8 protein-coding genes are annotated in these 12,366 nt (G+C 58.9%); 2 read left to right on the top strand and 6 right to left on the bottom strand.

Going from position 1 to position 12,366, the window contains the following annotated elements; translation table 11 throughout:
* Nucleotides 1–185: 185 nt before the first annotated feature.
* A complete protein-coding gene (locus tag PV407_RS24510) occupies nt 186–848 on the top strand; it encodes a sterol desaturase family protein (RefSeq protein WP_332092637.1) in 663 nt (220 codons plus the stop codon).
* 139 nt (nt 849–987) lie between these two features.
* Here PV407_RS24510 and htpG read toward each other — a convergent pair whose 3' ends face one another.
* Nucleotides 988–2,871: a molecular chaperone HtpG gene (gene htpG / locus PV407_RS24505; RefSeq protein WP_332092636.1), complete on the bottom strand. Its 1,884-nt coding sequence runs from the start codon at nt 2,869–2,871 to the stop codon at nt 988–990.
* Between the two features lie 217 nt (nt 2,872–3,088).
* Here htpG and PV407_RS24500 point away from each other — a divergent pair, with 217 nt between their 5' ends.
* Nucleotides 3,089–3,217, top strand: coding sequence for a hypothetical protein (locus PV407_RS24500; RefSeq protein ID WP_332092635.1), 129 nt, complete (start codon nt 3,089–3,091; stop codon nt 3,215–3,217).
* 118 nt (nt 3,218–3,335) lie between these two features.
* On the opposite strand, the gene PV407_RS24495 is transcribed toward PV407_RS24500, so the two are convergent.
* From PV407_RS24495 to PV407_RS24475, 5 genes are all read right to left on the bottom strand, one after another.
* Entirely contained in the window at nt 3,336–4,058 is a 723-nt protein-coding gene (locus PV407_RS24495; RefSeq protein WP_332092634.1) for a hypothetical protein, read from the bottom strand.
* A gap of 17 nt (nt 4,059–4,075) precedes the next feature.
* Nucleotides 4,076–7,228, bottom strand: a complete 3,153-nt coding sequence (locus PV407_RS24490; RefSeq protein WP_332092633.1) for a DEAD/DEAH box helicase family protein — start codon at nt 7,226–7,228, stop codon at nt 4,076–4,078.
* A gap of 20 nt (nt 7,229–7,248) precedes the next feature.
* Complete coding sequence (locus tag PV407_RS24485) at nt 7,249–10,251, bottom strand: site-specific DNA-methyltransferase (RefSeq protein ID WP_332092632.1); 3,003 nt, start codon at nt 10,249–10,251, stop codon at nt 7,249–7,251.
* A gap of 144 nt (nt 10,252–10,395) precedes the next feature.
* Nucleotides 10,396–10,563, bottom strand: a complete 168-nt coding sequence (locus PV407_RS24480) for a PIN domain-containing protein (protein WP_332092631.1) — start codon at nt 10,561–10,563, stop codon at nt 10,396–10,398.
* A gap of 339 nt (nt 10,564–10,902) precedes the next feature.
* A complete protein-coding gene (locus tag PV407_RS24475; protein WP_332092630.1) occupies nt 10,903–12,366 on the bottom strand; it encodes a TIGR02679 domain-containing protein in 1,464 nt (487 codons plus the stop codon).

Genomic DNA, 12,366 nt, shown 5'->3' with positions numbered 1-12,366 from the left:
CATGCCGAAACGTACGGCGATGCGCATTCTTTTTCGCATACGGTGCGGATCGGTTCGGGCGCCATAAATACGAAGGAATACTCGTTGTGAAGCACGCACGGGCGATGGTATAATGGAAAGTAGTAATATGTAAAATGGTGTCGACTGCGATGAAACCGAACTTTAAGCAGCGAGGGGTCAGACTTATGAAATACGTCAAAGAATTCATGAGTCAGCGTCTGATTGTGGTGCTAACGTTCATTTTCGCGGTAAGCGGTCTCATGGCCGCCGTTACGTTCGGCGGCATACGGACGGCCGCCGCCGTCGGTGCGGGCATACTGCTCGTCGTCGTCACGGAATACGTCGTTCACCGGTACATTTTGCACGAATTTCCGAAAGCGGCGCCGTCCGCTTACGAAGGACACGTCGCTCATCACCTTCATCCGACCGATGCGAAATATTTGTTCGGCCCCGTCGCGTACGATGCGTTCGGCTATGCGATCGTCCTGCTCGTCGCGTACGCGGCGACCGGCTTCGATTGGCATTTGGCTTGCGCGGTCGTCTTCGGCGCATCGGGCTTCCAGCTTTACTACCAGTGGACGCACTATGTGTCGCACCGGCCGATTACGCCCCGGACCCCCTGGGGCAAATGGCTCAAGAAACGGCATTTGCTGCATCATCATCTGGATGAGCATTCGCTCTACGGCGTATCCAATCCGGTGCTGGACATCGTGCTCGGCACGAACAAGCCGCAGGCCAAATCGTCCTCCCGGTCATCCTCCGGGCCGCCCGGCTCACCCGGGTCGCCGGGCAGATCCGGTTCGAAGCCGACCCGTTCCCGCCGCGATTCGGGCCTTCCGCTTTCTTGATCCGTTCTCGTACGACCTAATGCGGCCCGTCCCCGCAGCGCCGGCTCGACGAGCGGAAGAAAACGAGCAAGAAGTAAGCTGCGGGCGTCCAAAAAACGAAGGCTGCGGGCATCGTCCCGCAGCCTTGTCTGTTCGCGCATCAAACCATAATTTTGCAAATGTCGTTCGTAAATTCGACCGGATCCTGCACCGGCAGCCCTTCGATCAGCAGCGCCTGATTGTACAGCAGATTCGTATACAGGCTCAGCTTTTCCTTGTCCTGGGCGTACGCGTTTTTGAGCGACCGGAACACGTCGTGGTTGACGTTGATTTCGAGCACTTTGTCCGCCTTCACGTCTTGGCTGCCCGGCATCGCCCGCAGCACCTTCTCCATCTCGATCGACAGCTCGCCCTCCGAGGACAGGCAGACCGGATGGGTTTTCAGCCGTTTCGACGCTTTGACGTTCTTGACTTTGTCCGCCAAAATCGTCTTCATCTGCTCGAACAGCTCTTTGTTGTCGTTGTCCTCGTTTTCCGCCTGCTTGTCTTCCGCGTCCGCCTCGATGCCGAGATCGCCGCTCGAAACCGACCTGAACTCCTTGTCCTTGTACTTCATCAGCATTTTGATCGCGAACTCGTCGATATCGTCGGTGAAGTACAAAATTTCATAGCCTTTGTCGGCGACCAGCTCGGTTTGCGGCAGCTTCTCGATCCGTTCGTTCGATTCGCCGGTCGCGTAGTAAATGTATTTTTGATCCTCCGGCATTCTCGATACGTATTCGTCGAGCGTCACCAGCTTTTTCTCCTTCGACGAGTAGAACAGCAGCAGGTCCTGCAGCAGCTCCTTGTTCGCGCCGAAATCGCTGTATGCGCCGAACTTGAGCTGACGGCCGAACGCTTTGTAGAACGTCTCGTACTTGTCCCGCTCGTCCTTCAGCAAGCTTTGCAGGCCGCTTTTGATTTTGCTTTTGATGTTTTTGGCGATGAGCGTCAGCTGCCGGTCGTGCTGCAGCATTTCGCGCGAAATGTTGAGGGACAGGTCTTCCGAGTCGACCATCCCTTTCACGAAGCTGAAATAGTCCGGGAGCAGGTCCGCGCACTTGTTCATGATCAGCACGCCGTTTGCATACAGCTCCAGCCCTTTCTCGTATTCCTTCGTGTAATAGTCGAACGGCGTGCTTTCCGGGATGAACAAAATCGCGTTGTACACGACGGCGCCGTCCGCGCTCACATGAATATGCTTCAGCGGCTTGTCGAAGCCGTACCGCTTCTCGTGGTAAAAGTTTTCGTAATCTTCCGGCTTCAGCTCTCTTTTGTTTTTGCGCCAAATCGGGGTCATGCTGTTGAGCGTCTGCTCTTCCGTATAATCCTCGAACTCGTTATCGTCGCTGCCTTCCTTCGGCCGTTTGCCCGTCACGTCCATCTTGATCGGATAGCGGATAAAGTCGGAATACTTTTTGACGATCGCCTTCAGCCGGTACTCTTCCAAAAACTCGTCGTAGTTGTCGTCCTCGGTGTTCGGCTTGATTTTCAAAAGGATGTCGGTTCCGACCGCCGCCTTCTCGCCCGGCTCGATCGTATAGCCGTCGGCGCCCTTCGACTGCCACACGTACGCCTCGTCCTCGCCGAGCGCCTTGCTGATCACCGTAATTTCGTCGGCGACCATGAACGCGGAGTAGAAGCCGACCCCGAACTGGCCGATAATGTTATGGCCGTCCTTCGCCTCGTTCTCCTTCTTGAACGCCAGCGAGCCGCTCTTCGCGATGATGCCGAGGTTGGTTTCCAGCTCGTCCTTCGTCATGCCGATCCCCGTATCGGAAATCGTCAGCGTCCGGCTTGCTTTGTCGGCCGTTATTTTGATGTAATAGTTGTCTTTGTCGAAGACGAGCTTGTCGTCGGCCAGCGCCTTGTAATAAATTTTGTCGATGGCGTCGCTGGCGTTGGAAATGAGCTCGCGCAGAAAAATTTCCCGCTGCGTATAGATGGAATTGATCATCATTTCCAGCAATCGTTTCGATTCCGCTTTGAACTGCTTTTTGGCCAAGATGAGTTCCCCTTTCGCCGTAAAAGTTGTTCGGGACCGCCGCTCGGCAGCCGCACTATGTCCTTATTTTAGCACTCATTTCCCTTGAGTGCCAATAATAAATTGTGTATCGCCGCTCAATCTCCGTATTTGGAAGAGGAGCGGCGACAAATCGAAGGTACCCGCCCTTCCTAATGGATAACCAGTGTGTAAACAATAGATAAGAAGGTGTAACCGAATGAATAAAGCAGAACGTTTTTGGGACAACAGAAACGTCATCGGCAAGCCACAGACCTCGCAACGGCTCGAAGACGCGGCAGCTCAAACGTCTGCTGTTCATGATAAGACTGGATTGGCATTAAGCTAAAGGATAGCATACGCGTATCGTTCGCACGGCATGAAGTTCAGCATGCCGTGCGCTCATCCGCTCCCTAAGCCGCCGGACGATGGGCGCCGGGCGGCCCGGAGCGGAATAAACGGCCGCATCACGACAACGCGCGATACATATCCTGCGCCAGCTCCTCCACGTCCTTGCAGCGAATGATCGGCTTGACGCCGCGAAACTGCGCGCCGCCCTGCTTCAGGTTGTCGTCGGCGCCGTACTGTTCGATGAACGCCCGGGAAGCGCCGGCGGCGATTTGGACGGTAAGCGGAAGCCGCTGCTGCATGATAGCCTGCAGACTGTCCTGACTGTGCCGGAAATAGAGCGTGATGTAGTAATCTTTGCGGATTTCCCCCGCCTTGTAGCTGGTCGCATACCAGCCTACGAGCGACTGGTCCCGATTGTACACTTCGACCGTGTTCGTTTTGAAAATGTTGGACGACCGGACCTCGATCGTGGCGCTCTTACCGGTAGACCGGCGGCGGACGGCGATGTCGACCTGGTTGAACGAGCCCCTCTGGCGGCTGATCCCTTGCACCGGTTCGGCGAACGCGTCCCCGGTCGGATCGATCTCCCGAAAGTATCGGTTCAAATAGTCCAGCACAACCGACTCCGCGATCGCTCCCGTAAACGCCATCGTCTCCCGGACCTGCATCGGCCGCTCGTTCCCGTCCGGTCCTTTCGGGTTGAGCTGCCCGGCGAGCGCGGGCGCTCTGCGCAAGGCGTCCGCATAGATCGGATCGCCGCTGTCCAGCTTGTAGTCGATAATCAGATGCGTCGTTTTTCCCTCTACGACTTTGCATGGCACATCCATTTTCTCTATCATGCAAAAAGCCCCCCTCCTCAGCCGTTCAACATTTTCCGCAGCATCATGCCGATATACGTCGCCGCCTGATCGCGCTGGAACAGCACGTTGCGCTCGTTGAACTGCTCGATCGTAAGCGTCGTCCCGCTGTTCGTCAGCTGCGCGTGCGGCGTATTCGACACGATAAACGAATGGAGCGACACGCGCGGATTGCCCATCTGCGCTTCCTTCTCCTTGATCGTCCGGTAAAACTCCAGCTTCTTATCCGTAATCGAATGGTGCTTGATCCCTTTCGGATCGACGAACGCCACGATTTGCCGCTCCCCCGTCACCAGCCACAGGATGAAATCGGGGTAAAAGCCGCCCGCCTCGAAAAAGCCGATCCCTTTCCGCGACCGGTTGCGCAGCAAAAACAGCCGGTTTTCCGCGAAAAAGGCCGGATCGCTTTCGCAAAAGTCGCTCAAGTCGCGGACGAACCGGTATTCGCCTTCGTTCAGCGCGACGGGCGTCACCCGGACGCCGCCGCCGTCGCCGGCGTAAACGAGCGGCCGGTACAAATGCGGCTCGAAGTCGAAGACGTCGAGGCCGGCGAAGCGGAAGCCCGCGTTGTCGCCGCTCTCCAAACTTTGCCGCAGCTTCTTGAGCCCGGCAAGCAGCGTCGTGTCGCCCGCGTCGACCGCGATGCGGTATTCGTCCGTAAAGTTGCCGTCGCTTTCCGACAAGGGGCGGTAGATCGTATGAGGCGCTTCCCACTCTTTGCGGCGGTAGTTATAGTACCGCTCGCAATACTGCTTCAGCAGCGCGAGGGCGATTTGCTCCCACTGCGCGACGCGCGCGTACGAATCGAACGCCAGCTCTTCCTTCGGAATGTACAGCGTATACCAGTCGGTCCGGGCCAAAATCGCGCTCAATTTGTCCAAATCGAGCTTCAAGTTGAACCAGCGCCGCTCGTTTTTGTATCGCTGCAGCTCGAAGTACAGGCGCTCCATGTTCAGGAAGGCGATGTGCGCGGGTCCGAGCTTGCCGCTGTCCCGAGCGGCCCCTGCCGGCAGGTCCCGATTCCGGCTCGCCGTCATGTCGATTTTCGGATACCAGTCGACCGCGATTTCGCCGAGTTCCATCCCGTCGTCCGGCACGTCGAGTACGGGCTTCGGCCCTTGCGTCTTGTAGTCGATCCCCGGCTTCAGGTCGAGCGTGACCAGCTCCACGCCGCGCTGCGCGTACGTCTTCGCGACCGGCAGCGTGACCGTTGCTTTGGCGCTTTCCCGGCCGGCGATATCCTCCGCCTCCAAATAGTCGCGGAACTGCTTCATATAATCGGCCCGTATGCCGAAAATCGTCAGCGTCTCCAACACGTCGATGAAAGGCGGCGGCTGCACGCCTTCGACATGGCTGCTCCGCTTCAGGCTGTGCCCGTAGCCTTTCAGCCGGACGCCCCGGCCGAACAGCTGGATCATTTCCGCGCCCTCGGTCCGCCCGACGTTCATCAGCCCCATCGTGCTGACGCGCCAGCTGCTCCACCCTTCGGTGAACTTTTTCGAGCCGATCAGCAGATGGATGTTCGAGCCGCGGTCGTCGAGCCGGTGAAACAGCGAGCCGGAAAACGGCTGCGAGGAAACGACCATCCGCTCCGGATACGCCTCGCACAAGCCGCACAGCTTGCCCGTATCGCCGACGTTGATGACGCCGAACGGCTCGTTATCGCCGAGCTTCAGCGCGATTTCCCCTTCCGCGCCCTGCAGGTCGCATACGTGCAGCATCGCCTCCGCGGACGCCGAGTTGAAGACGGTGCGGAGAATGTCCCGGTACATCTCCTCCGGGCCGAGCGGCAGCGTCGCCAAATACGTGAACGAGCTGCGGAAAATTTCCCGCCCCTCGCCGTCCGTCAGCCCCGGGCTGCCGCCGAGCAGCCGCCGGATCATCGCGACGCAGGCGTTCCGCTCTCTGACGAAGCCGGCCAAGAACAGCAAAATGTCGAGCACGTCGGAAACTTCCTGTTCCTTCTCCTTCTTGGCCGAAGCGCTCACCGTTTTGCCGACGAAAATCCAGAGCGGCTTCTCGATCCGAAACTCCCGCATCGCCCGCTCCTCGCCGCGAAACAGCTTCAGCTGCTCGTAAAACGTAAGCAGGCACGCGGTCATGTACAGCGTGCGCACCGACGGATCGGAGTCGTCCCCGAGATTGAGGATGCGGTAATCTTTCCCGTATCCGTCATTGTAAAAATATTTGTACGAATAGTCGAACAGGATGCATTTCGCATATTCCTGCTCCAGCTCCTTTTTGCCGGAGACGGCCTGCCCGAACGTCGCGGAATATTCGAAGGCGAACCCCCGCTCGCACAGACGGTCGCGCATCCGTTTCCATTCGTCGCCGCTCGAGCCCCGGTGGCCTTCGTCCACGAGCACGAGGTTGTTGCCCTCGAACGCTTCGACGGCGACCGTCTTGTCGCCGGACTCCTCGCGGATGCGCTGAATGTTGATGATCGTGACGGCGTGACGGTCGAACAGGCCGGCGACGTCCTTCTCGAACAGCTCGGCGTGAATGCCGGACAGCGCGAACTCGCGCAAATGCTGCTTCGACAAATCTTCCTTCGGCGTCAGCAGCACGATCCGGTCCAGCTCGTCCTCGCGCCGGTGCATGCGCAAATAATGCAAATACTGCTTCATCTGCACGTGCATGAGCAGCGTTTTGCCGGAGCCGGTCGCGTTCCAGAAGGCGAGCTTGCGCAGATCGTCCGCCGCATACGGCCGAATCGCCGTGCCTTGGCGCTCGTTGAAACGGTCCAGATGGGCGTTCAGCTCGGCCAGCAGCTTGTCCTCGCCGCCGAAGTACCGGTCCAAATACAGCTCCGTAAACAGCAAGCTCAAATATTGAAAATATTTCCACGAGACGAATTCCGGCCGTTTCTCCCGCAGCTGCAGCGTATGGGCCGTAATGTTCTCGTCATACCGCCGCAGCATGTCGTGCGTCACGCGGGCTTTCGCAGGCAGGACGGACGCGAGATGGCGGTAAAAGCCGGACACGTTCTCGTCGTCCCACCCTTCCAGCTCGGCGCCCTTCATCCCTTTGGCCAGCTCGTGAAGCGAGCCGGCGCCGAACAGCTGCACCGCCCAATCGAGCAGCGCCAGCTTTTGGGAGAACGGCGCTTGCGGCGCCTTGGTGTCTTTTGGTTTCGCGGCTGCTCTGGGCACTCCGATCTCTCCTTACCGAATCAAAGAACGGCAGCGTCGAACATGAGCCGATGGAACTGCTCCTCGATCAGCTGCACCTTCCACGTATCGCCTTCCGTTTTCGCGTTTTCCAAATGATTGTCGCCGTTGACATAGATCGCGTCAAACGCCGCGGTTTGCGTATAGCCGTGCACGAGCCGCTCCAGCTCCTCGTCGGTCGTCTCGCGCACGTTTCGCCAAACGACGAGCGCCGTTTCGCCCGTCGGCAGCTCGCCCCGCACCGTTTTGAAGCCGCCCGACGCCTCCACCTTCCGGACCGTCAGGCCGAGCAAGTAATTGAACGTTTCGACGAGATCGACCGCGCACGTCTTCGTTTCCCCGCCGGTCGCGATGCGCAGCTTGTAGTCGAACGGATTGTCGAACGCCCGCACGTTCAGCAGCGACGGACTGCCGGCGGCTTCCGTCTCGAGCATGTACGACAGCGTGTACGCCTCGCGGGCTTCCCCGCTCATCTCGGCCAGCGCCAGCTCCTGCTGCCCCGTCCGGACCGGCTCGATGTTGTTCAGCGAATCCTCGTACGATTCGAGGCGCAGCACCTTGATCAGCTGGCTGACGCCGTCGCGCTTCACCGGCTTGCCGTCCTTCCATTCGCTGGCGTAAACCGCCTTGCATACGCGCGGCTTCAGGGCGGTGTAGAAATGATTTCCCATCTCGACCAAAATATATTTGCGCTTGCCCCCGCCGCCCGGTTCGCTGCGGTTCATGTCGACGACGGCGTGGCCGGTCGTGCCCGAGCCGCCGAAAAAGTCGAGCACGACGCAGTCGGGCGAGTCCGACATGACGCGGATGCATTCCGCGACCGCATGCGGCGACTTCGGGAAGTCGAACCGCGCCTTGCCGACGAGATCGTCCAGCACCTGGGTGCCGTGCTCGCTCGCCGAAAACAGCGGATCGACCCACAGCGTCTTCGGCGTCTCCCCTTCCACGCCGCCGCGGAAGCGGAAATACACCTGCCGCCCGTACTTCGTTTCCTTCGTGAAAATATCGCCCTTGCGGAACATCGCGTCGATATCTTCCTTGCCCCGCCGCCAAATGCGCGCCTGCCCGGTCGTGTCGATCGGCCAGATGACCTCCGGCAGCTCGGTCGTCGCGCTGATCTGCCCCGTCGCGGGATCGTAATAGATCGGGTAGTACCGGGCCGCCCCTTCCTCGGCCAAGCTGTCCTGGCCTTCCTTGCGCAGGTTGCGCTCCTCGTACCACGAGCCGTCCTCCGCCTGCTTGTAGCTGTGCGTCTTGTCCTCCGGCGCGACGGGCAGCTTGGCGACCTCGGTATGCTCGTCCGTGGCGAAAAACAGCGCGTACTCGTGCTGCGCCGCCAGCTTCCGCTTCGACTTGCGCCCGCCCGGATTGATGCGGATGACCGCCGTGCCGAGATGATTGTCGTAGCCGTACCGCTCGCCCAGCAGCGGCCACAGCCGCGGCAGCTCGTAATCGTCGATCGTCACGCACAAAATGCCCTTCTCGCGCAGAAACGGCTTGGCCAGGCTGACGCGGTCGTCGATCAGGCTGAGCCACGACGAATGCTTGAACCCGTTTTTGTACAATATTTCCGTCGCGTTCGTATTGTACGGCGGATCGATATAGATGCAGTCGATGCGGCCCTCGTACCGGCTGCGGATCGTGTTCAGCGCCTGGAAATTTTCGCTGTGGATGAGCAGGCCGTTTTGCAGCCCGTCGATATCGTCCAGCCCGGCCAGCAGCTTGTCGACGAACGCGCGGGAAAAATGAACCGTATCGAGCACGAGGCTCGGGTTCGCCTCCAGAAACGGCTCCGTCAGCGGCTCCGCGTAGCCGTCCAGCGCCTCGATCGCGTACAGCCGCTTCCATTCTTCCCGCTGCGCGTCGTTCGCGGCGATTTCCGCGTACAGCGACCGCGGAACAAGGTCCAGCGTGACGCAGTAGTTCGTGTCGACGACGAACTTCTTTTTCAGCCACAGCTTCTTTTGGAAGTTTTCGATCTGCTCGAGAAACCGGATAATTTTGTGGGCGATCTGCTTGACCGCCTTGATTTTCGACAAATATTGCCCGATGCGCGCCTCGTTGTCCGTATCGAGATCGTCGAGGTGCATCAGCTCGTTTTTGATGTAAAAGTCGAGCTCCCGGCGCAAAAAGCCGCCCAAATCTTTATGGATGAAATAGTCGAACGTATTTTTCGCCGTATAGTCGGTCAGCTGCTTCTCCAGCAACGTCCGCTGCTTGTTTTTGTCCGTCGGCATCGGCGTCGCCAGCTCCCGCAGCCAGTCGGCGCGCCCTTCGGCGCCGAGCACCGCCGCGACGGCTTGCTCGTTCAGCTTGCTCTGCTTCGCCGCCTCGATTTTATATTCGAACTGCACGTACAGCTCCCCGTCCCGTTCGACGAGCGGCTCGTCCGCGTACAGGACGAACTTCCGCTCCTTGTCCTCCTGCTCCTTCACGTTGTTCTGCTCCGTGCTGGCGTCGACGAGCGTAAAATGCACCTTGCGTCCGGACGGCAGCGCGAACGCGTAGTCCCGGAAATATTCCGACGTCTTGATGTAATATTGGTCGGCGTTGGCGTAATGGAGCTTCACTTCCTCGCCCTCGTACGGGATGGCGTATACGTCCTTCTTGTACCGCCGTTTGGACAAAAAGTCGCCGCGATCGTAATACCGGCGAAAGAAGCCGGTCAAGTCCGCGTACACCTCGTGCTCGATCGTCGCGGCGTCGAAGCTCGCCTCCAGCTTCGCCCGCAGCTCCTTGTACTTCGGCGACTGCTCCGGGTCCATCCCGGCGTCCTCGAGCGTCCGCTTCAGCCGTTCCAGCTCCTTGCGGACGTCGTCCAGGTCCGCGCTGCGGTATGCCGCCAGCGACGCTTTCACCTGCGGCAGCAGCCGGTTGTGCAGAAAGTCGCGGATCTCTTCGCGCTTCGCGTTCATGATGCGGTATATGCCGAAGTCCAGCTCCTGGCTGTCGAACCGGAACATCGACTCTAGTAAAGCTATGAATTTATGGTAGCTGTCGCTCATACGATCCCCCGTTGCCTGGATAGAAAAAAGTGCTTGCTCGCATACTCGTCCATTTTACCATAGGTTGCCGGGGTTATAGGAAACATGAATTAGGAAAAACCGCCTCTTTCGAAAATTCGATAGGGGCGGTTTATGGTTGCAGGGTTATAAATAAAGTAACGGTATATCAAGTTCGCTTTGAACGAAGCTCATATCGGAATCTCTTGACACTAAGATTAACTCATGTACTAGAGCTGTTGCTATAATGAGCGCATCCGGGGTCTTCAGCTTTCGTCCCTTGCCGCTCTGATCCCTGCGGACAGATCCTGCCACAAATAACCTCTGCTCATGATCCCCATTCCTCACGGGATCTGTTCACTTCAGCGAGAAGTTCCTTGCCTCGCTCAGGGGAAAGCGTGCCGGCCGCTTCCAGAAGATCGTCAATCGAACAATCATCCTCTTGAGCCTCCACAGTCTGTTTCTCGAGATCAATCAATACGCGTGTATGATGAATATTCAATTTTGCAGAATGGATTTAATTGCAGTCGCTGTTTGTTGATCGATTTTTTTGGCGATCATGGATGTCACTCCAAATCCTGTTAATGCAACCGTTATAACATATATGCCGCACATCCAATACGTTATCGTTTGGTAAAACGCTTCGGTTATTATCTAAGCGTTTCTTCGATCATCCTGGCATCGGCCGACCGCCTCCAGCCAGTCCCGGCTTAACTTGGCAAGCGCGGTCTCCTGGAAGCATTTGACCCCGCGTTCCGCCATCGCCGCCCCCAAGCCGGCATCCCACGGAAGTTCGATTTGCTCCAGCAGCCTCCGTTCTTCCTCCGAAAATGCAGGACCGTCGCCGGATACATAAGTCCGATAAACCCCGGTATCCATATGCCAAGCCTCGAATGCGTCCGGAAACCGCGCCTCCATACTGGCCGCCATTTGCAAGCCGCCCACGTCGAAATCGCCCGCATAATAAAGCTTCGTCCCTTCCTTGGCCGCTTCCAACGACTTGCGTATAAAAAGCGAGGCCGCCGTGCTGGGCCGGCCGCTGGTGCAGATTAACGCGGGACAAGCAACGGGGTCCGCGCCGGCCGCCCCGCCCCGGAACGGCCCCAAAGCCTGCATCGCATCCAGCAAGGCGGAAAAGACGGAAGGATTCTCGACGACGTACAGGGCCGAAAAAACCGGCCATTCCGCCGCCGCTTCCACTTGCCTTAGCGTCACAACCGCCGGTTCGCCCGGCCGGGAAAACGGAGGGGCGCATACGAGAACGCCGGAGCTGACGTCGTCGTCCCGGATGCCCGCCTTCCGGTATAGCTGTCTGACGGCCCATGGGTCGTCGTTCGCGAATTCGGTTAGCGCGGAAGGACCGGCCGGCCAGCCGGACGATTCCGGTCCGTTCCACTTCCCGTTCGCCGATTCGGGACCGTCCCACTCCTCGTCCGCCGATTCCGCCCCCCACAGGTCGGATAAAGCGCACCAGAACAACCGGCCCAAAGACCGCTTCCAGTCCAATGCGTGCGCATCCCCGGTAACGATCGCGGCGAGCACCGGGAGCCGAATCGGCGCCGGCGCCGTCGACAAATATCGCAGACTTTTGACGCAATGCAGCAGCTCGCCGCGCGCCCGCTGCGGATTTTGCCGATAGACGGCGCGGATGATCCGGTAACCGGGCGCTTCGCCCCGCCGAAGGCGCGCAAGCCAATCGGCGGCGGAACGAGGAAACGCATCGTTTCGCATGCCGTCCGCCAACCAAGCATCCGCGGCCCGGAGCGCGTCCTCGAATACGGCGTCCCATTGCTTTTCCCGAAGCTCCAGCTTCTCCGACTTCGTCAGCAGCGGACGATCGTACAGTCGTTCGTAAAGCTCCGGAATCGTGAGCCGGAAGCCGCGAGCCAATTCGGCCTCGAACACGCGCAGCGGCACCCGGACGTCATCGCCCGGCCTGACCCTTTGTCCGAAAAACCCGCTTAACGTCTCGCACTCGTCCGGCCGCGCCCCGTCGATCGCGGCGTTGCCGCCGACGCGTTCCAGCCTCTCGTACTTGGCAAACACCTCGTCCAGCAATCGCCGAAACCCCGGCTGCTCGAAATATTGTTTGGCTGTCATGCGACGCTCGAATGCCAT

The organism is Paenibacillus sp. GYB003 (assembly GCF_036577625.1).
In the GTDB taxonomy this organism is placed as follows: Bacteria; Bacillota; Bacilli; order Paenibacillales; family NBRC-103111; genus Paenibacillus_AB.
Note: the sequence above shows the minus strand (reverse complement) of the source record. Positions and strands in the feature narration are given on the sequence as shown.